This is a genomic window from Ruegeria sp. CDSC054, from assembly GCF_059610645.1.
Genome location: NZ_JBXWOA010000008.1, coordinates 127196 through 145758, shown reverse-complemented (window position 1 = coordinate 145758; position 18563 = coordinate 127196). Strand labels below are relative to the sequence as shown.

The following is an 18563-nucleotide window of genomic DNA, read 5'->3' as shown; positions in this document are numbered from 1 at the left end:
TTGATCGAAAAAGTTCGATGCAATTTTTGGAGAAAGCAATGAAGGTTTCCCCGCCTCTCTCCCCATCTCAACCCCCCGCCTATTCCCAGAAATTGCGGGAGGCGGCGATAGAACTAGAGGCTTCGTTTCTGAGTGAGATGTTGAAATCGGCCGGGCTGGGCAAAGCGCGCCAATCCTTTGGCGGCGGTGCGGGCGAAGATCAGTTTGCCTCATTTCTTGTTCAGCATCAGGCCCGTGCGCTGGCCAGATCCGGTGGCGTTGGCCTGTCCGAAACCCTGTTCCAATCCATGATGGAGAAAACCGATGCCAAAGACGTCTGAAACCGACCTAGTAAAATCACTCGAAGACGTTCTTGAGCTTGAGCGAAACGCGCTGGTGCAGGGCGATCTGGATTGTCTGCATCATACGGCTCCGGAAAAGGAAAAGCTGATTGGGGCACTCAATGATCTTGATGTCCCTGATAGTGATGAGCTGATCCGCCTGCAAAGAAAGGTCGAGCGGAATCAGGCGTTACTAAACAGCGCCGCCGAAGGGATTCGCGCGGTGGCCAACCGCATGGCCGAGTTACGGCGCGTGCGGCAGGAATTCAGCACCTATGGTGCGGACGGGCAGCGCAGCGAATTCGCCGTCCGCCATCAAGCCAAGCTGGAAAAACGGGCATAGATACGGGTTTAATTCAAATCCGAGGTTTCTGAATTCCGCGCTTTAGCACTCCGTTAGGGGATCGACGTCAAAGGTGTTCGGGCACCTGGACAAATCAGGTGGCGCGAACAGCCCGACGGCGGATCGCACCGATCAGAAAGACGTCAAAGCCCGCACCAGTGGCGGGATGAGCATGGGCGAAAAGGGCCCGAACGGAAAAGGAAGAAAGCTAATGTCCAGCATTCTGACAAACAATGGCGCCATGGTTGCGCTGCAAACTCTCAAGTCGGTCAACAAGGATCTTGGGGCAACGCGGAACGCGATCTCCACCGGTAAGGACGTTGCGACTGCGAAAGACAACTCGGCCGTCTGGGCGATTTCCAAGGTCATGGAATCGGATGTCAAAGGCTTCAACGCGATCAAAGACAGCCTGGCACTGGGTGAGTCCACCGTAGCGGTTGCGCGTAACGCGTCCGAAACGGTCACCGATCTGCTGTCTCAGATGAAAAGCAAGATCGTTGCAGCACAGGAAGACAACGTAGATCGCGACAAGATCAACGACGATGTCACCGCGTTAAAGGGCCAGATAAACTCGGTTGTTAACGCCGCGCAATTCAACGGCCTCAACCTGGTTAACGGCTCGGCGGGTTCCGCTTCGATCCTGGCGTCTCTTGACCGGGACAACTCTGGCAACGTGACCGCGTCGTCTATCACTGTTGCGGGTCAGGACCTTTCTACCGGCGGGTACACGGCGGCTCAGGTGTTTGACGGTTCGACCGGGTCTTCCACCGGCAACGACCGCGTTGGTGCGACGATTGACAACGGCACAACTTCGGCAACTGCGCTGGTAACGGATGAATCCAGTGGTGCGTTTGCTGCAGGTGACAAGGTTGTGTTGGCGATCGACGATCAGGTCGTATCCTACACGGTTTCTGCAACGGATGCTGCGGCCTCTACGACCGGTGATATCGTTGCAGTGGGTTTGAAGGCGAAAATTGATGAACTTGGTATCACGGGTCTGACTGTTGATTATGACTCGGGCACCGCGGGCACCTTGTCCGTTGCCAATGCCACCGGCACGGACATTTCGTTCTCGGCTCAGTATGTGAACGCGGGTTCAGGCGGTCTTGGCGCATTGACGGGCATTGATGTTTCAACCGGTGCAGGTGCTACGGCCGCGTTGGCCACAATCGAGACGCTGATTGACACATCGATCGATGCATCGGCGGCTTTTGGTTCTTCGCAAGGTCGGATCGAAACGCAGAAGGAGTTCATTTCGAACCTGGCGGATTCGTTCAAATCCGGAATCGGGTCATTGGTCGATGCGGATATGGAAGAAACCTCGGCACGTCTGCAGGCGCTTCAGGTTCAGCAACAGCTGGCAACCCAGTCGCTGTCGATCGCAAATCAGGCACCGCAGTCGATTCTGTCACTGTTCCGCTAAGTTAAGGAACATGGTCGGGGCGCGGCAACGCGCCCCGATACTGACCGCCAAGTGGCAGATTACCGGAAGGATATTAAGTGACCCCGCAAGCCCTCGCACAACGAGCATATGCACAGACCGCCGCGCCAACGCGCACCCCGCGCGATACGGAATACGAAGCGATTTCGAAAATCACGCGCAGGCTCAAGGCCGCCGCGGCCCGCCAAAAATCAGATTTCGGCGCGTTTGTGCAGGCTTTGCACGAAAACCGGCGACTGTGGACCGTTCTGGCCAGTGGCGTCACGGACTCTGACAATGCGCTGCCAAATGATCTGCGTGCGCGGATATTCTATCTGGCTGAATTCACCGAACAACACAGCAGCCAGGTATTGGGGAACAAAGCCTCGGTTGAGCCATTGTTGGAGATCAACATGGCGGTTCTGCGCGGTCTTCGCCAAATGGGGGCTACCTGATGGCAGGGTTGGTTTTGAAATTGGCGCCGAAAGAACGGGTTTTGATCAATGGTGTGGTCGTGGAAAATGGTGATCGCCGCAGTCGGTTTTCGATCATGACGCCTGAGGCGAACGTACTGCGCCTGCGGGATGCGATCCACCCGGACCAGGTGAACACTCCGGTTCGACGTGTCTGCTATGCTGCTCAGCTGGTGCTGTCTGGAGATATGGAACCCGATCAGGCACGCCAACAATTGTTGCGGCGCGTCGAAGAGCTGAGCCAGGTCTTCACCGACGCCGACAGTCGCCGGGTTCTGTCCGAGGCAACGCAAGCGCTTCTGGATCAGCAGTTTTACAAATGCCTTAAAGCCTTGCGCGCGCTGCTGCCCCGCGAAGAGCGCCTGATGGCCTACCAGTAATGACGTTCCAGCCGGTCATACCTTCAAGCGGCATTGTCGGCTGGCGATTCCTGCAGCGGACATATGACGCGCAGATCGACAGTTTTTCTTCGTCCCCTGTCAACAAAAGGGACAGTGAGTACTTTTTGGAGAAGATCAAAAAGGTCCAGACAGCAGAGGAATTGGTGTCCGATCGCCGGCTGTTGCAAGTTGCACTTGGCGCCTTTGGGTTGGAATCCGACTTGGACAATCGCTATTTCATCCAGAAGATCCTGTCCGACGGGACCAAGGCGCAGGATGCGTTGTCCAATCGTCTGTCCGACAAAAGGTACCGGCAGTTTTCCGAGGCGTTTGGGTTTGGGCCGGGCGAGGTGCGAAAAACCGGGCTGATCACCAACATGGAAGAGATTGCACGTGACAGTGTCGTGTCGCGATTTGAAATTGCTGTGGGTGAATCAGATGAAACGATGCGGATCGCTTTGTATGCGCAGCATGCTCTGGGGGAGCTGGCTCAAAAGGAAGGCAGCAAAGATACCAAGTGGTTTGATTTGATGAGCTTGCCTCCGCTGCGGCGGATGATGGAAAATGCTCTGGGGTTACCGTCCAGCTTTGGCCAGTTGAATATTGACAAGCAACTGGAAGTGTTCAAAGACAGGTTGTCAGGGCTGACCGGGTCCGATGATCTGGCCCAATTCGAGGATAAGGCCGCAATAGAGCGGCTGACAGATCAATTCCTTGCCCGTAGTAAAATCGCCCAGCTTGAAAGCGCGATTTCCCCGGCGCAGACTGCGCTAATCCTGCTTGGTGTCTAAGGCAAAAAAGTGCTTCGGACGCGCGACGACCACCAGAAGCATTGTCGGGTGGCCCTGATTGATTTGAACTGCGCGCTTTTTGTATCTTAAGCGTTCAGAACGGCATCTGCGGACGTTCTGAGAGCATAAGACTCGACCGGTTGCGAAACGTTATGCAGCTTGACGTCGCCAAGAGGCAGCGCATTGGCGCAGGCGGGCACAATATCGGCAGACACCACAATCCTGTGGTTTTTGGTTTTTCCATATTCACCCAGACGCGCAGCGATATTCGCGGCTTGTCCGATCACGGTAAAGTCCAGCCGTTCACGTGAACCGACATTGCCGTAGGTCACGCGCCCGTAGGCAACCCCGATTGAGCAATCACAATGGTTGTCGGAACCTGACTGGCGCAACTCTCCCAACTTTTCTACGATGTTGATGGCGCTTCGCTGCGCGTTCTCGCGGGCGTTTTTTGAATCCTCACCCGCTGGAAACACGGCAAGGACCGCGTCACCGATGAACTTCAGGACTTCGCCGCCGTTTTCATGCACAATGCCAGAAACGGTTTCAAAAAAGTCGTTTAGTAGATTTATGTAGTCGGCGCGCCCCAGTTTCTCTTCCAAGCTGGTCGAATTGCGCAGATCACAGAACATAATGGCGGCATCAATTTCATCCCCGTCACCGCGCCGGATCTCACCCCCTAAGACGCGCGCGCCCGAGCGTTTGCCAACATAGGTTTCAAGCAGGACCTGAGCGTTCTCGCGCTGCATGAAAACCTCATAAAACCGGGCGATGACCAGCGAGCATTCGAACACCAGCCCAAGGTTTTCCGTCGTGAAACCGTCCGGGTGATCGCAGGTCAGGGTCAGAACGTTGGTACGTCCATCCGAGAACGGCAACGGCATGGCGACATAGTCGGTCGCCCCTTTTTCACGCAGGTCCTCCATTATTGGAAAGCTATTGTGGGGATTTTCCGCGTTCAGCCGCTGTCGCACGCCGCCCAGCCCGTTCGACACATGACGTAATGGGCTGTTGATATAAGCCGGGTGGTCGTGGATTTCGTAGGTCGGAACATTGGTCGAAATCTCGGCCTCACCCTTTTCCCAGATGTAGTGCTTGCCCGCTATCAGCGGATGCAGGGACCATGTCAGGATGCTCAGGCGCTGGATGGCGATCCCATGCTCCAGCATTTTCTCGGCCAGCGCTTTGGTGAATGCCTCAGGCGTGTCATTCGCAGACGCCCCACGCATCAGCCAATCGATCAAAGGACCACTGATATTGCCGTCTTCGGGTTCCCGGAGCTGGTTATCGCCCAAATCTATCCGGGTATACGCGTTGGGCAAAAATCCGATATGCCCTTGAATGGCGGCGCTTTCTGGCAGGGCCTCCTCATAGGCCCAAACGGAATTGGCCAGTCGTTCACCATCAAGGATGACGTCGTGATAGGTCGCAGTGCCCTTGAAGGGGCAAAAGGTTTGCAGTTCGGTCTCGTCGCTGAGATCCACCAGCACGTCCTCGCGCGGGATGTAGATCGTCGGCGGCAGCCGCGTTTCATACATGACCTTGGCGTTGCTGCTTTCGGCTAAAAGGTCCTGGTCCCGGTAAATCGCAATTTTACCGCTTAACCGTTCGACCGAGATCCCATAGCCCTTTGGTCTTGCTGTGGCGTGGACGTTCATCATCATCCTCCCTGGCCCGGGGTCACTATAGGATGGGCCTTGTGAAGGGAATTTCCAAGGGGCGGTCTCGGCATTTTTATTGTTCGATAGCTGCGAAACCCCGTCGGATCAGACCATCTGGATCACGTCCTTTTCGATGGACAGCATATAGCCTTTCTTGGCGATGTTCTTGACCAGCAACTCGCTGACCATCTGATTGCCCAGGGCATCACGCAGTCTTTTGATCCGCGTGGCGCCGGCAGCTTCGTCACAGTCGGCGGCGCTTTTGCCCGAAATCACTGCTTCGATCTGAACGCCGGACAGGACCTCGTCATCCAGTCGGGATTCGGCAAGGACCGACAGGGTCTCCATCGCAGCTGGGGTCAGTTTGAAGTCCATATTATTCAGATATACGGTGTTTTCCTCGCGACTGATCAGCAGCGACGTGACCTGAATACCCGTGCGCTCGATCTGCGCCATCCGGCGGTTCAGCATCACCAGCATCACCAAAAAGACCAGCGCCGTCACAAGCATGGCGCTGGCAAAGACCAGCAATACGAAAATCACCATCCGATAGCTGGACAGGGTATCGGCAAAGGCGGTGCCGGACTGGGCCAGAATCTCAAGCAGCCGGATTTCCGTCTGCGACGTCAGGTCGCTTTCGACAAACAACCGCTCCACTCGCGCGTTGAAGGCGTTGGCGTCTGGCAGGGTCCAGAACAGGAAGACGGCGGCGGTTATCAGGATCAGGACGATTGCCGCTATACCTGCGCCGACCAATCGTGTGCCTGACCGCCTGGCCTCAGTAACGGAGATAGAATTGTCCGGCATTGGCCTTCCTTTTATCCAATCCTTCCGGCCCAAAGACAGACATGACGTTCAACAAGGTCCAGCCCGACGCGCTAAGGCGTTGCGCGACTTCTTGTTGGGCCTGGCCTTTGTCACAGGCCGAAACCTGCATCACGCCATAATGCAGCCGCAGGGGGTTGTCCTGCTTGGCCTTGTAGTCCGCATAGCACTCTGCCGACGCGGCGGTACCTAGCGATATCAGGGCCGCAACGGCCAGAGAAGAGAGGATCGGTTTCATAGGCTGCATCCTGCGCATGGGTTTGCACGATATTCAATAACCTAAGGGGTTTGAGGGGCGTGATATCGGATAACAATCACCCGTTATTGCTTGTCTGAAGGGGGCGGACCCAGTGTTGGGGCATCACGTTTGCGGTCCGTGTCGGATCGCCCCGAAACACCAGGAAGGACACGCATCATGCACCGGAAGTTCATCGCTCTTATCGTTGCCACTGCCATTGCCATCACCGGCGTCTCAGCCTCGCAGGCGCGGGCTGCGGATGCCAAGGACATCCTTGGCGGGCTTGCCGCTATTGCGATCATCGGGGCAGGGGTCCACTACTATAACCAAGAAAAACGCAAGAACCGGACCAGAACAACGCGTCAACAGACCTACACACCCCAACCTTATGTAGCGCAGCCTAGCTACCCGGTACGCCCCCTGCCGCAGCATGTGGCGCGGTATGATCTGCCGCAGCAATGTCTGCGCACATTCAATACGTATTCGAACAATCATCCGCTTCTGGCGCCGAAGTGCCTCAAGAAGCACTACAAACATGCCAATAGCCTGCCGCGAGAGTGCAAGGTCGGATTCTGGAACGGCAATAAGGTGAAGCGGGCATATGAACCCGCATGCCTGCGCCAGAAGGGATACCGCGTCGTTTACAAGTAATCACTTTCGAGCAGGAGCGGCGCCACAGAAGCGCCGCGCAGGAGAGGGTGGCGCAAGCCGCCCTCTCTTTTTTGTCTTGCGGTGGGGCGCGAAACGCGGTTTTCGGTTGGTATGACAACGCCAGATTATTCGATTGAACAGGCGGCAGTGGCGCAAGGATATCTGCGCATTGCCGGTGTGGATGAGGTGGGCCGGGGACCATTGGCCGGGCCTGTGGTTGCCGCGGCAGTGATCCTGAACCCCGAAGATATTCCCGAGGGGCTGAACGATTCCAAGAAACTGACGGCGAAACGACGGGCTGTTTTGGATATCGCGGTTCGCGACCGCGCGGAATTCGCCATTGCCGATGCTTCGGTTGCCGAGATTGACGAACACAACATCTTGCGTGCCTCGCATCTGGCGATGGAACGAGCGGTTGCGGCCCTTGATCCTCCGCCGGACTATCTGCTGATTGACGGAAACATGATCCCGCTGGGTTTGACGATCCCGGCGCAGGCGGTGGTCAAAGGGGATGCGCATTCCGTGTCGATTGCGGCGGCTTCTATCATTGCCAAAAACTGGCGCGATCAACTGATGGTGGATTTGGCGCAACAGCATCCCGGCTATGGGTGGGAGAAGAATGCAGGCTATCCGTCAAAACAACACAGGGAAGCGCTGCAAAATATTGGTGTGACCCCACATCATAGGCGTTCATTCAAGCCGGTACACAATATCTTGTATCAAGAGCAAATCGTAAGCCGCTGATTCAAAAAAGAAATTGACGGCGAATCGACTTTGACTCATCCTTGTCTCAACCAAATGAGCGCAAAAGTGCCGTGGATACTTGAGGCAGTAAAATGACAACAACCACCAAAAAGGGCGTGAAAACGCTCCCTTTAAACACGATTCTATCTGGCGACTGCATCGATGTGATGAACAGTCTGCCTGCGGAGTCGGTTGACCTGATTTTCGCGGATCCGCCGTATAATCTTCAACTCAAAGGCCAGCTGCATCGCCCCGATAACAGCCAGGTTGATGCGGTTGACGATCACTGGGATCAGTTTTCAAGCTTTGGTGTTTATGACCAGTTCACCCGCGAATGGCTGAAAGCGGCGCATCGTCTGCTCAAGCCCAATGGCGCGATTTGGGTGATTGGGTCCTACCACAACATCTTCCGCGTAGGCACTGCACTGCAAGACGCCGGATACTGGATTCTGAACGATGTTGTCTGGCGCAAATCGAACCCGATGCCGAATTTCCGTGGCAAGCGGTTTACCAATGCGCATGAGACGATGATTTGGGCCTCCAAGCGTGAGGGTGCTAAGTACACGTTCAATTATGAAGCGCTGAAGGCGCTGAACGAGGGCGTACAGATGCGCAGCGACTGGGTTCTGCCGATCTGCACCGGGCACGAGCGTCTTAAGGATGAAAACGGCGACAAAGCACACCCGACGCAAAAGCCGGAATCGCTGCTGCACCGTGTCCTGATCGGGTCGACCAACCCGGGCGATGTTATTCTGGATCCGTTCTTTGGGACGGGTACCACTGGTGCCGTCGCCAAGATGCTGGGTCGCGAATTCATCGGGATTGAGCGCGAGGAAAGCTATCGCAAGGTTGCCGAGAAGCGTATCTCGAAAGTCCGCAAATTCGACCGGGAAGCGCTGGAAGTCAGCGCAAGCAAACGCGCCGAGCCCCGTGTGCCCTTCGGCCAGCTGGTCGAACGCGGCATGCTGCGCCCGGGTGAAGAACTTTATTCCATGAATCAACGCCACAAGGCCAAGGTTCGGGCTGACGGGACGCTGGTGGGCGACAACGTCAAAGGCTCGATCCACCAGGTCGGGGCGCATCTGGAAAACGCGCCCTCATGCAATGGCTGGACCTATTGGTGCTTCAAACGCGATGGCAAAACGGTGCCGATCGACGTTTTGCGTCAGCAGATCCGGTCCGAGATGCACAACTGATTTCAAGAATACCGCCGGTGCCTGTGGCCTGACACAAGGCACTACGCCTTGCCCCGCCGATCTCGGCGGGGTCTTTTGTTTTATTCTTCATTCAGTTCCGATATGAGATTCCTTGTCCTGCTGCTCACGGAAGGAACCTTGGCAATGTCGGATACCACAGCCAGCGAAACCCGATTTGGGCGGTTTTTTGTGACACAGCCAGACAAATATGATCTGGACAACAAGTACACCGAGGCTGCGCTGGAACGGCACAAGCGCGAAGGGTTGGAACTGGCTGTCCGCGCCCGCTGGGTAGCGATGGGCCTGACTGGCATTTTGTTGATCTACCTGAACCCCCATTGGGACGTTCTGTGGTATCACTTCATCCTGTTATTGATTTGCGCCAATGGTTGGTTGATCCGGCGGGCTGGCAGCGTGGGCCAGTCACGGGTCGAGCTTTTGCTGATCTTCGTCGACTTGCTGATCATGACTTTGGGGATGATCGTGCCGAACCCGTTCAGCGATGATGTTCGACCGCTGGCAATGCAATACCGGTTCGACAACTTCCAGTATTTCTTCATCATTCTGGCCGCGGGAACTCTGGCCTATTCGTGGCGCACGGTCGTGGCAATCGGCACGTGGACGGCGACGATGTGGACGGTAGGCTGGATCATCGCCTGGTGGGTCGCTACGCCAATTCCGGGCATCAGTGAGCGCATGTTCGAGGCATTGGCCGGGTATCCGGATGTTGCGGAGTTGCTGGACCCCAACAGTTTCATGGTCCCTCAGCGTATTCAGCAGGTGATCGTATTCCTGATGGTCGCGGTTACGCTTGGTATCTCGATGCGGCGGCTCAATCGATTGTTGATGACAAATGCCGGGCTTGAGAGGGAGCGTGCAAACCTGTCGCGATATTTCTCTCCGAACGTCGTGGACGAACTCAGCCAGAATGATGAGCCGCTCAAGCAGGTTCGCAAAGAAGACATCGCCGTTTTGTTCATCGACATCGTGGGGTTTACCAAATTCGCTGCCGGGCGCGACCCCTATGAAGTCATTGAAGTTTTGCGCGGGTTTCACGCCCGAATGGAAACCGAAGTGTTTCGCCATCATGGCACGTTGGACAAATATCTGGGGGACGGATTGATGGCGACCTTCGGCACACCGGTACCGACCCCATTGGATGCCAGCAACGCGGTCGCCTGTGCCCGTGATATGGTGGGCGTGATCGATCGTTGGAACATTGAACGGCGGCGCGCGGGCGAGCCCGAGATTCACGTGGGGATCGGTGTTCACTACGGCTCGGTGGTATTGGGAGATATCGGAGCGAACCGACTGGAATTTGCGGTTATCGGGGATGCGGTGAATGTCTCCGCCAAGCTCGAAGCGATGACGCGCGACCTTGGTGTCCGCGTGGTGCTGAGTGACGCGGTCCGGGCGCAGGTGATGCAGGAGGGCAATAACGCCGCCGACCTGACAGCAGGTTTCGTGAAGCATGAAAACCAGCCAGTCCGCGGGGTGCAGGGCACTATGGATCTCTGGGCGCAGTAGAACGGGCAGCTCCCGCCGATCGGACACGCATCAGAGATGCGCGTCATTCTGTTGGGCCGGGCAGCGCGCGGGCGCGCGCTGCGGTCACGAACGCGGCAACGGGTTGAGAGATCTGTTGTACGGTTTCCAATCGGTGACTTCGGGATAATATTGACGCCGCCAGGCCCGAACGCGGGGGTTCATGATGCGCCGCCAAAGCGGTGGGACCATCGCAGTGATGGTCATAACCGGATAGCCAAAGGGAAGTTGCGGGGCCGCATCTTCCGAATGATGCTGCAGCAGCGGAAAGCGCCGGTTGGGTTTGTAGTGATGGTCCGAGTGACGCTGCAGGTTGATCAGCAGCCAGTTCGACGCTTTTTGCGAGGCGTTCCACGAATGGCGCGGCTGGACATGCTCATACTTGCCATCGCCAAGATGTTTGCGGGTCAGGCCGTAGTGTTCGACGTAGTTCACCAGTTCCAGCTGCCATATGGCGACGCCTGCTTGTAGAAGGAACAGGGCAACGCCTGACCATCCCCCGACCACGAAAGCCAACGCCAGCATACCCGCCTGAAGCGCCCAATAGCGCCAGAACGGGTTCGCGAGGTCGGTCCATTGACGTTGCTTGCGCGCGAGCTTGTCCCGTTCTGCGTGGAAGGCGGACGCAAGGCACTGCCACAGAACGCGTGGATAGAAGCGGTGAAACCCTTCATTATAACGCGCAGTGACCGGATCGCGTGGTGTTCCGACATAGCGGTGGTGGACCAGCAGGTGTTCTGACCGGAAATGAGAATACAGCACCATGGCCAGTAGAATATCACCCAGCCAACGTTCTGACCGCCCTTTCTGGTGCATCAGTTCATGGCTGTAGTTGATCCCGATGGTGCCCGAGATCACACCCATCCCGAAGAACAATCCAATCTTGCTAAAAACAGACAGGTGATCGGTATGAGTGGCGTACCAGAGCAACCCAAACAGCGTAAGAAACTGAACCGGGGCCCATGCCTTGGTCAGCAGAATGTACCATTTGAGACCGCCGTCCGGCGTGGCCGGATCGGCATTTTCAAGGTTCAGCCCCGTTAACCGATCCAGAACTGCAAACGCCCACCAAGTCGAAAGAGGCACAAGCAAGACCCACCAGCCTCCGGCAACGGCGGTAAGCCAGATGACGGGGATCAGCAGGAAGGACACCCAGAAGGGCAATGCCGCTTGCCAGCGTGACAGACTGTCTGATGCGATCATCGCTTCGCTCCGAGAAACTGTGGGCAGACTAGCCCCACCCGGCAATGCCACACAATGGGTTACGTAGAGCGCCAGAGGTCATACGCTTTGCGCATAACAGTAGGTAGGTCACTGGGGCGGAAAGCGTGTTTGTCCATGACAATCAGATCGTCATGCGACCAGCCGACCGGCAGCGTGGTCGTCCAGATCCGCAGGATCAGGTGGAAGTGGGTAAAGGTGTGGCGTACCTCACCCGGCAGCACCTGCCATTCGCACGGAAAGGGCGGTGCCTCGGCCGGGCCGTCTGACCATTCTGACCCCGGCCAGCCCAGCATACCACCCAGCAGCCCCTTGTCGGGACGACGTTCCATCAGAAAGGCTCCGTTATCGCCTTGGGCTATATAGACATGGCCGTATCGCGTGGGTTTGGGCTTTTTTGGTGTCTTGCGTGGCAAATCGGATTGCGTTCCAGCGGCGCGAGCGGCGCAGGCGGCTTGCACCGGGCAGATACCGCAGGCCGGAGATTTTGGTGTACAGATTGTTGCCCCCAAGTCCATGACTGCCTGCGCATAGTCACCCGGTCGGGTGATAGGCGTAAGCGCAGCCGCATGCTTTTTCAGTTGCGGTTTTGAACCGGGCAAAGGGTCGTGGATGTCATAGAGGCGGGCCATAACCCGTTCCACGTTGCCGTCTAACACGGTTTCGGGTCGGTCGAAGGCGATGGCGGAAATTGCAGCGGCGGTGTAGGGACCGATCCCCGGCAAATTGAGGAGCGCGTCGTAGGTATCGGGGAACGTTCCACCATGCTGTTCGACCACGACCCGGGCGCATTTCAACAAATTGCGGGCGCGAGCATAGTAGCCAAGCCCGGCCCATTCCCCCATGACCTGATCGTCGGGCGCCGCCGCCAGCGCTTCGACAGTTGGCCAGCGGGTAGTGAATCGCACGAAATAGTCGCGCACAGCCGCAACAGTGGTCTGCTGCAGCATGACCTCGGACAACCATATGCGGTAGGGGTCGGGCATCACGCCCGCAGCCCGATCGGCTGGGGCTACGCGCCAAGGCATCTCGCGGGCATGGCGGTCGTACCAATCCAGTAGCGCACTGCTCACGTCAAATTCACCAGAGTCACGCAAGTTTTATCTATCTCCTTGTCGGGTTTCGCTGGCGCCTGTTGTTCTGCCCTTTACAATAGCGGCGCAGGAGTTGGAAACCAGATGCAGCGCAGACGTTCTTCGACCCGCGGGTTCAAACGCACCGCGACATTGCTGAACGACCAGATCAGGCACGCCGGTGAGAGCCGGGGCTTTGCCGTATCACGCCTGCTGACCCATTGGTCCGAGATCGTTGGACAGGATATGGCCGCTATCGCGCGACCGGTAAAAGTGGGTTACGGGAAGGGTGGCATTGGTGCCACGCTAACGGTTCTGACCACCGGACCGCAGGCCCCGATGCTGGAGATGCAGAAGGAACAATTGCGCGGCAAGGTGAACGCGGTCTATGGCTATAATGCCATCAGCCGGGTGCGCATCACCCAGACCGCTCCGACAGGATTTGCCGAGGGGCAGGCCAGTTTCGACCACAAGCCGAAACAAGCTAAACCCAAGATCGAACCAGAAATAGCAGCCGAGGCAGACCGCGCTGCGCAAGAAGTTCACGATGGTGATCTGCGCGCAGCTCTTGAACGTCTGGGCCGTAACGTTTTATCCAAGCAAAAACGCTGAGAAAGGGCTGAGAAATGAGCCGTATTGCAACCGGAATTTGTGCGGCCGTCGCCGTGGCCGCTGGCGGTTATTGGCTGTCGCTGTCAAATTCCAACCCCGCCTATCCGCTGATCAGCAGCGCCGAGGCGCAAGAGGCCGATCTGGACACCTCGACCATCGTCGAGATGACTCTGGGCGCCGAAGACGCACCAGTCGAGATCATCGAATATGCGTCCTATACCTGCCCGCATTGTGCGAATTTCCACTCGGGAGCGTACAAGCAGCTCAAGAAGGATTTCATCGACACAGGTAAGGTGAAGTTCATCTATCGCGAGGTCTACTTTGACCGCTATGGCCTGTGGGCGTCGATGGTTGCACGCTGCGGCGGGCCCGAAAAGTTCTTTGGCATTTCCGACCTGATCTATGAAGGTCAGTCCGAGTGGACCAAAGCCGGTGGTCCCGCTGAAATCGTGGACGAGCTGCGCAAAATCGGGCGTCTGGCTGGTATCGACAATGATCAGCTTGAAGCCTGCCTGCAGGACGGCACCCGGGCGCAGACGCTGGTCGCATGGTATCAGGAAAACGCCGAGCGCGACGGTATTCAGGCGACCCCGTCCTTCATCGTGAATGGCAAGCCGGTCGAGAATCAGTCCTATGACGGCTTCAAAAAGCTGATCGAAGACGAACTGGGCAGCTAATTGCTTTTACGACCGGCTCAATCCGGGCCGGTCGTCCTTCAGGGCGACGGGGCGATCTGCAAAAGCATCTGCCTGATCTTGTCCGCCTCATCGACCTTCAGACGAACCGGAAGCGTGATGACCTTGCTGCGAAACGCTGCGGGTAGGCGAACGGCGTCTTTTTCCGTGGTGACCATTTGCGCGCGCAACAAGCGGGCTTCGTTTTCAAGACGGGTCATCAGAGCGGGTGTCAGCGGCTGGTGGTCATCCAGCGCTTCGGCCCGCAGCAAGGTCGCGCCTTGCTGGCGCAAAGTGGCAAAGAACTTCTCGGGGTGTCCGATGCCTGCAAAGGCAAGAACAGGCGTATCGCTCCAATCCATGCCGGTTTGCAGCGGCTCAACCGCGCCGGTCGCATGTGGGACGGACAGTTTTTTCCCCCAGCGTTCGGCAAACTCGATTTGGGCATCAGCTTCGCCAAGGGACAGCACCAGATCAGCGCGCCGTAATCCGACTTCCACCGGTTCCCTCAGCGGGCCAGCCGGTAAGCACAGTCCATTTCCAAATCCTCGCGATGCGTCCACCACAATGACCGAGAAATCCTTCGCCACCGAGGGGTTTTGAAACCCGTCGTCAAGCACGATGACTGTGGCACCCGCCGCGGCGGCTGCTTTTGCGCCAGCGGCGCGGTCTTTGGCGACCCAGACATCGGCAAAAGCCGCCAGCAACAGGGGCTCATCCCCGACCTGCGCCGCGGTATGCTTGCCGGGGTCCACCCGCACCGGCCCTTCGAGCGAGCCGCCGTGGCCGCGCGTGACCACATGTGTCTCATGCCAGGCATCGCGCAATTGCTCGATCATCCAGATCACAGTCGGGGTCTTGCCGGTGCCACCCGCGTTCAGGTTGCCAATGCAAATGACAGGAACACCCGGGTTAATACCAGTTTCCGAGGCGACCCGACGCGCCGTAGCGCCAGCATAGAGCCGCCCAAGCGGTGCCAGTAGCCGTGCGCGCAGGTCCAGCCGATCTGGCGCGGTATTCCAGAAATCAGGTGCTCGCATCGTCTGCACTCCGCTGGTCCAGGTAGTCCTGAATCATGTCGATCAAGTGATCCGCCTGCGGCGCACCCTCGGTAACGATCTGCCACCCGGCCAGCGCCATATTGGCGGCCTGATCCGGTGCCAACAATTCCACCACTGCATCGCCCAGTTCGGTGGCGGACCTGACCGTGCGCGCGGCCCCGGCCCGGTCAAGCTGATCGTAAAGCTGTTGTTGGCTGTGCACAAACGGGCCGTGGATCACAGCTGATCCCAGCGCCGTGGCGATCAGCGGATCCGCGCCCCCGGCGCCGCGTTCCAGAGAGCTGCCCATGAAGGTAACGGGCGATACCCGCTGCCAAAGACCCAGATCCTCAGGCACGGCGGAGAGGATCACCTGAGTCATATCCTCGATCGTCCCGCTTTCATCCCAGTTGGTACAGCGCAGATCCATCGCTTCAAGCCGCCGGTGCAGCGGCCCGGCTTCTGTAATGTCGGCCACTTGCAACACCAATGCCAAACGCGGCAGCATGCGCATTGCCTGTCTATGGGCACTGAGGACCGAGATGAATTCTTTGTCCTGGACCCACGCCGCTAACCAGACCGGTCGGCCAGACAGCGCATGGTTCACTTCGATCAGCTCGTCCTCGGGCCATGAGCGCGGGTTTGGGCTGACATGTAGGGGCGGTGCCTCTTGCACCTTGTTCGAAGCGATGCCCAATCGCCGAATTTGGCGGACGATTTCCGGTGTCGTACACAGGATCGTCTGAAAACAGTCAATCGTGTATCTTGTGATATCGGGCAGCCAACGGCCGCCGCGCGCGATTTTCACGTCCGCCTGTGCTTCGATCTGCATCATGGGAATCCCACGTTCCTCGGCGCGTGTGATCAGGTTGGGCATCAGGCCGCCCCCGACCCAAATTCCGATATCCGGCTGCCAATGGTCTAGAAACACGCGCGCCGCCCCGGTTTGTTCGGTGGGCAGGTTGACCAGAGGGTATCCGCTGCTGGCCCATCTTGATAGATCTGCATCGGGTGGCGCGGTCAGAACCACCGACAGATTGGGGCGCGTCTGCTGCAACCGCTGGCAAAAATCAACAATAGCGCGGTGACGTTCCCACGCATTTATGTGCAACCACAGAACCTCGCCCTCGGGGCGCGCAATATCGCCGTTGCTGGCGGTATTCTGCATACCCCAGGACAGCACGCGATAGGCGGCAAGGCTTAACGAGCGTGGCTTGCTCATGGTGCGATTCCAGGGCTTTCCGGTTCGAGTTGTTCCGACAGTAGCCTATAAACACCTGAACCCGCAGCGATCACACCGTTCAGACGCGGAATTGCGTTGTTGAACCGCAGCGGCAGCCCCGCGCGGTCCGAACACCGGCCGAGGGCTTCGCGTATTATCAGATCACCTGCGGCGATGTCCCATTCCCAGCTGGGCCTGAGGGTCATCATCCCGTCAAATCGACCTTGTGCAACAAGGGCCATGCGATAGGCCAGAGATGGCCGGTAGTTCCGTTTGAACTCGGGTACCTGCCCCTGACGCCAGTGTTGCGGCTGCATGTTGGGTTTCGCGGCCAAAACCTCGGCGCTTTCCAACACACCGAGTTCGCTGACCCGGATCTTTTCGGCATTGAGCGTAGCGCCCTGACCTTTTGCTGCGGCGTATAGCAGGTTTCGCAGCGGCAGGTAGATCACAGCGGCCGTCACTTCGCCCTGTTCGGCGATGGCCAATGAATGGGCCCAGGTCCGCGAGCCTTCGGCAAAGCTGCGGGTGCCGTCGATGGGATCAATGATGAAAACACGGTCTTTCGACAGCCTGTCAGCTGAATCCTCGGTCTCTTCGCTCAACCAGCCATACCCCGGACGCGCTGCGGGCAGCATTTGCTCAAGCATCGCGTTCACGGCAAGATCAGCCTCGGTCACCGGGCCGGCCCCGTCGGGTTTATCCCAGCGTTGCGCCGTTGTCCCCGAAAACCGAGTGGCGATCTTTCCGGCCTCTAATGCGGCGTCAATCAGCAGTTGCAGGTCAGGTGCCGGCAAGTGTCATTCCTTCGATCAGGATCGATGGCACCACGCGGGACAAGTACGTACGTGCGTCATTTGCCGGAATAATCCGTTTCAGCATGTCACGCAGATTGCCAGCGATCGTGCATTCGTTGACGGGATGGGTGATTTCCCCGTTTTCGACCCAAAAGCCTGATGCCCCACGTGAGTAGTCGCCGGTATTGGGGTTGATCGTCGATCCGATCATAGAGGTCACCAACAGGCCGGTTCCCATGTCACGCAGCAGATCGTCCCGGCTGTGCGTGCCCTGGGTCAGGCTCAGGTTCCAGTTGCTGGGCGACGGGGGGCCAGACACGCCACGCGCCGCATTCCCGGTCGAGGCCATGCCCAATTTCCGTGCGCTGGCCAAATCCAGGGTCCAACCGGTCAGTACTCCGTTTTCAACAACGGCCCTTCGCTGTGTTGGCAAACCTTCGGCGTCAAACGGGCGAGAGCCCGAGATACGCGGGCGGTGCGGGTCTTCGATAAGTGACAGGTGCTCAGGCAACACCTGCTCTCCCAGACTGTCCTTCAGCCATGATGCACCACGGGCAATGGCGGCGCCGTTGCTGGCGGCCAACAGATGACCGATCAGCGAAGACGAGATCCGCTCGTCAAACAGAACAGGGAACGTGCCTGTCGCAGGCTTTTGTGCCCCAATCAGAGCAACGGCGCGTTCGCCTGCTGTGCGGCCAATTTCATCGGGGCTGCGAAGGTCGTTTTGAAACGTTCGGCTGTCGCCGTCGTAATCACGCTCCATTCCCGTGCCTTCGCCAGAGATGGCCACGCAAGAGGTCGAGCGGCTGCTGCGAGAATACCCACCGGAAAAGCCATTTGTGGCGGCCAGATGCACGCGGTGGGTGCCATAGGCGGCCGCAGCGTCCGATACCTGGGACACGCCTTCTATGGCCAAAGCGGCAGCTTCGGCAGCCAGCGCATCCTGCAAAAGCGCCTCTGCTGATGGCTCGGGCGTCGGGTCGAATTGTTCCAGAGCCGCGATATCCCAGTCTTTTGCAAGCTGTTCGGGCGCGGCCAACCCCGTAAAAGGATCTTCCGGAGCTTCGCTTGCCATGGCCACTGCACGTTGCGCCATCGCCGTCAGCGTTTCGGGGCGACTGTCCGAACTAGAGACGATCGCCTGCCGCTTGCCCAGAAACACACGCAGTCCCAGGTCGGTGCCTTCGGACCGTTCCGCGTGCTCAAGCGCGCCACTGCGGACTTCAACCGATACCGATGAGCCATCCAGAACGATGGCATCCGCCGCTTCAGCTCCGGCTTTGCGGGCCGCGTCCAGCAGGTTATGGCTGATTTCTTCGGGTGTGCGGGTCATGAGG

General features: G+C 57.9%; 21 protein-coding genes. 12 read left to right on the top strand and 9 right to left on the bottom strand.

What is annotated here, in order from left to right; genetic code table 11:
• Nucleotides 1-38 precede the first annotated feature (38 nt).
• From AC2FGC_RS16075 to AC2FGC_RS16050, 6 genes are all read left to right on the top strand, one after another.
• The gene (locus AC2FGC_RS16075) at nucleotides 39-320 is read left to right on the top strand and encodes a rod-binding protein (protein ID WP_496726536.1); all 282 of its coding nucleotides are present in this window, start codon (nucleotides 39-41) and stop codon (nucleotides 318-320) included.
• Complete coding sequence (locus tag AC2FGC_RS16070; protein WP_496739363.1) at nucleotides 304-663, top strand: flagellar biosynthesis protein FlgN; 360 nt, start codon at nucleotides 304-306, stop codon at nucleotides 661-663. Before AC2FGC_RS16075 ends, AC2FGC_RS16070 begins: the two co-directional genes overlap by 17 nt.
• 211 nt (nucleotides 664-874) lie before the next feature.
• Nucleotides 875-2086 carry a flagellin N-terminal helical domain-containing protein gene (locus AC2FGC_RS16065; protein ID WP_170417286.1) on the top strand — a complete coding sequence of 404 codons (1212 nt, stop codon included), beginning with the start codon at nucleotides 875-877 and terminating at the stop codon, nucleotides 2084-2086.
• 77 nt (nucleotides 2087-2163) lie between these two features.
• On the top strand, nucleotides 2164-2538 hold the full coding sequence (flaF, locus tag AC2FGC_RS16060; protein ID WP_496726538.1) for a flagellar biosynthesis regulator FlaF: 375 nt from the start codon (nucleotides 2164-2166) through the stop codon (nucleotides 2536-2538).
• Nucleotides 2538-2936 carry a flagellar biosynthesis repressor FlbT gene (flbT, locus tag AC2FGC_RS16055; protein ID WP_109310643.1) on the top strand — a complete coding sequence of 133 codons (399 nt, stop codon included), beginning with the start codon at nucleotides 2538-2540 and terminating at the stop codon, nucleotides 2934-2936. The genes flaF and flbT overlap by 1 nt, the downstream gene beginning before the upstream one ends.
• On the top strand, nucleotides 2936-3727 hold the full coding sequence (locus AC2FGC_RS16050) for a DUF1217 domain-containing protein (RefSeq protein ID WP_496726539.1): 792 nt from the start codon (nucleotides 2936-2938) through the stop codon (nucleotides 3725-3727). The genes flbT and AC2FGC_RS16050 overlap by 1 nt, the downstream gene beginning before the upstream one ends.
• 86 nt (nucleotides 3728-3813) lie before the next feature.
• On the opposite strand, the gene AC2FGC_RS16045 is transcribed toward AC2FGC_RS16050, so the two are convergent.
• The 3 genes from AC2FGC_RS16045 to AC2FGC_RS16035 all read right to left on the bottom strand — a co-directional run bounded on the left by AC2FGC_RS16045 (nucleotide 3814) and on the right by AC2FGC_RS16035 (nucleotide 6451).
• Entirely contained in the window at nucleotides 3814-5385 is a 1572-nt protein-coding gene (locus tag AC2FGC_RS16045; RefSeq protein WP_496726540.1) for a DUF427 domain-containing protein, read from the bottom strand.
• A 108-nt stretch (nucleotides 5386-5493) separates the two neighbouring features.
• Entirely contained in the window at nucleotides 5494-6195 is a 702-nt protein-coding gene (locus AC2FGC_RS16040) for a winged helix-turn-helix domain-containing protein (RefSeq protein WP_058279725.1), read from the bottom strand.
• Nucleotides 6167-6451, bottom strand: a complete 285-nt coding sequence (locus AC2FGC_RS16035) for a hypothetical protein (protein ID WP_496726541.1) — start codon at nucleotides 6449-6451, stop codon at nucleotides 6167-6169. Before AC2FGC_RS16035 ends, AC2FGC_RS16040 begins: the two co-directional genes overlap by 29 nt.
• Before the next feature lie 177 nt (nucleotides 6452-6628).
• Between AC2FGC_RS16035 and AC2FGC_RS16030 the strand changes: the two genes are divergently transcribed.
• From AC2FGC_RS16030 to AC2FGC_RS16015, 4 genes are all read left to right on the top strand, one after another.
• The gene (locus AC2FGC_RS16030; RefSeq protein ID WP_496782862.1) at nucleotides 6629-7102 is read left to right on the top strand and encodes a hypothetical protein; all 474 of its coding nucleotides are present in this window, start codon (nucleotides 6629-6631) and stop codon (nucleotides 7100-7102) included.
• A gap of 111 nt (nucleotides 7103-7213) precedes the next feature.
• Entirely contained in the window at nucleotides 7214-7846 is a 633-nt protein-coding gene (gene rnhB, locus AC2FGC_RS16025; protein WP_496782860.1) for a ribonuclease HII, read from the top strand.
• A 92-nt stretch (nucleotides 7847-7938) separates the two neighbouring features.
• Nucleotides 7939-9042 carry a site-specific DNA-methyltransferase gene (locus tag AC2FGC_RS16020; RefSeq protein ID WP_496726544.1) on the top strand — a complete coding sequence of 368 codons (1104 nt, stop codon included), beginning with the start codon at nucleotides 7939-7941 and terminating at the stop codon, nucleotides 9040-9042.
• 144 nt (nucleotides 9043-9186) lie between these two features.
• Nucleotides 9187-10569, top strand: a complete 1383-nt coding sequence (locus tag AC2FGC_RS16015; RefSeq protein ID WP_496726545.1) for an adenylate/guanylate cyclase domain-containing protein — start codon at nucleotides 9187-9189, stop codon at nucleotides 10567-10569.
• An 84-nt stretch (nucleotides 10570-10653) separates the two neighbouring features.
• Here the strand turns inward: AC2FGC_RS16015 and AC2FGC_RS16010 are convergent, their stop codons facing one another.
• A complete protein-coding gene (locus AC2FGC_RS16010) occupies nucleotides 10654-11790 on the bottom strand; it encodes an alkane 1-monooxygenase (protein WP_496726547.1) in 1137 nt (378 codons plus the stop codon).
• Between the two features lie 59 nt (nucleotides 11791-11849).
• Complete coding sequence (gene mutY / locus AC2FGC_RS16005) at nucleotides 11850-12905, bottom strand: A/G-specific adenine glycosylase (protein ID WP_496726548.1); 1056 nt, start codon at nucleotides 12903-12905, stop codon at nucleotides 11850-11852.
• 81 nt (nucleotides 12906-12986) lie between these two features.
• Here mutY and AC2FGC_RS16000 point away from each other — a divergent pair, with 81 nt between their 5' ends.
• Both AC2FGC_RS16000 and AC2FGC_RS15995 read left to right on the top strand, forming a co-directional pair.
• Entirely contained in the window at nucleotides 12987-13493 is a 507-nt protein-coding gene (locus AC2FGC_RS16000; RefSeq protein ID WP_496726549.1) for a DUF721 domain-containing protein, read from the top strand.
• A gap of 14 nt (nucleotides 13494-13507) precedes the next feature.
• Nucleotides 13508-14170 (top strand): DsbA family protein, encoded by a 663-nt coding sequence (locus AC2FGC_RS15995; RefSeq protein ID WP_108861100.1) that lies wholly within the window; start codon nucleotides 13508-13510, stop codon nucleotides 14168-14170.
• Nucleotides 14171-14208: 38 nt separating this feature from the next.
• Here the strand turns inward: AC2FGC_RS15995 and lpxK are convergent, their stop codons facing one another.
• Genes lpxK through AC2FGC_RS15975 form a run of 4 tightly spaced genes read right to left on the bottom strand, consistent with a single transcriptional unit; the run spans nucleotide 14209 to nucleotide 18559 of the window.
• Nucleotides 14209-15207: a tetraacyldisaccharide 4'-kinase gene (lpxK, locus tag AC2FGC_RS15990; protein ID WP_496726550.1), complete on the bottom strand. Its 999-nt coding sequence runs from the start codon at nucleotides 15205-15207 to the stop codon at nucleotides 14209-14211.
• Entirely contained in the window at nucleotides 15194-16429 is a 1236-nt protein-coding gene (locus tag AC2FGC_RS15985; protein WP_496782858.1) for a 3-deoxy-D-manno-octulosonic acid transferase, read from the bottom strand. The genes lpxK and AC2FGC_RS15985 overlap by 14 nt, the downstream gene beginning before the upstream one ends.
• Nucleotides 16426-17226, bottom strand: coding sequence for an inositol monophosphatase family protein (locus AC2FGC_RS15980; RefSeq protein ID WP_496782856.1), 801 nt, complete (start codon nucleotides 17224-17226; stop codon nucleotides 16426-16428). The genes AC2FGC_RS15985 and AC2FGC_RS15980 overlap by 4 nt, the downstream gene beginning before the upstream one ends.
• The gene (locus AC2FGC_RS15975; RefSeq protein ID WP_496782854.1) at nucleotides 17213-18559 is read right to left on the bottom strand and encodes a TldD/PmbA family protein; all 1347 of its coding nucleotides are present in this window, start codon (nucleotides 18557-18559) and stop codon (nucleotides 17213-17215) included. Before AC2FGC_RS15975 ends, AC2FGC_RS15980 begins: the two co-directional genes overlap by 14 nt.
• Between the last annotated feature and the right edge of the window lie 4 nt (nucleotides 18560-18563).

Coding starts and splice junctions, on each gene's coding strand:
- AC2FGC_RS16000 (WP_496726549.1), top strand. CDS start 12,987: ATGCAGCGCAGACGTTCTTCGACCCGCGGGTTCAAACGCACCGCGACA.
- AC2FGC_RS15975 (WP_496782854.1), bottom strand. CDS start 18,559: ATGACCCGCACACCCGAAGAAATCAGCCATAACCTGCTGGACGCGGCC.
- AC2FGC_RS16030 (WP_496782862.1), top strand. CDS start 6,629: ATGCACCGGAAGTTCATCGCTCTTATCGTTGCCACTGCCATTGCCATC.
- lpxK (WP_496726550.1), bottom strand. CDS start 15,207: ATGCGAGCACCTGATTTCTGGAATACCGCGCCAGATCGGCTGGACCTG.
- AC2FGC_RS15995 (WP_108861100.1), top strand. CDS start 13,508: ATGAGCCGTATTGCAACCGGAATTTGTGCGGCCGTCGCCGTGGCCGCT.
- AC2FGC_RS16070 (WP_496739363.1), top strand. CDS start 304: ATGCCAAAGACGTCTGAAACCGACCTAGTAAAATCACTCGAAGACGTT.
- AC2FGC_RS16015 (WP_496726545.1), top strand. CDS start 9,187: ATGTCGGATACCACAGCCAGCGAAACCCGATTTGGGCGGTTTTTTGTG.
- AC2FGC_RS16035 (WP_496726541.1), bottom strand. CDS start 6,451: ATGAAACCGATCCTCTCTTCTCTGGCCGTTGCGGCCCTGATATCGCTA.
- AC2FGC_RS16040 (WP_058279725.1), bottom strand. CDS start 6,195: ATGCCGGACAATTCTATCTCCGTTACTGAGGCCAGGCGGTCAGGCACA.
- AC2FGC_RS16045 (WP_496726540.1), bottom strand. CDS start 5,385: ATGAACGTCCACGCCACAGCAAGACCAAAGGGCTATGGGATCTCGGTC.
- flbT (WP_109310643.1), top strand. CDS start 2,538: ATGGCAGGGTTGGTTTTGAAATTGGCGCCGAAAGAACGGGTTTTGATC.
- rnhB (WP_496782860.1), top strand. CDS start 7,214: ATGACAACGCCAGATTATTCGATTGAACAGGCGGCAGTGGCGCAAGGA.
- AC2FGC_RS16020 (WP_496726544.1), top strand. CDS start 7,939: ATGACAACAACCACCAAAAAGGGCGTGAAAACGCTCCCTTTAAACACG.
- AC2FGC_RS16010 (WP_496726547.1), bottom strand. CDS start 11,790: ATGATCGCATCAGACAGTCTGTCACGCTGGCAAGCGGCATTGCCCTTC.
- AC2FGC_RS16050 (WP_496726539.1), top strand. CDS start 2,936: ATGACGTTCCAGCCGGTCATACCTTCAAGCGGCATTGTCGGCTGGCGA.
- AC2FGC_RS15985 (WP_496782858.1), bottom strand. CDS start 16,429: ATGAGCAAGCCACGCTCGTTAAGCCTTGCCGCCTATCGCGTGCTGTCC.
- AC2FGC_RS16075 (WP_496726536.1), top strand. CDS start 39: ATGAAGGTTTCCCCGCCTCTCTCCCCATCTCAACCCCCCGCCTATTCC.
- AC2FGC_RS16065 (WP_170417286.1), top strand. CDS start 875: ATGTCCAGCATTCTGACAAACAATGGCGCCATGGTTGCGCTGCAAACT.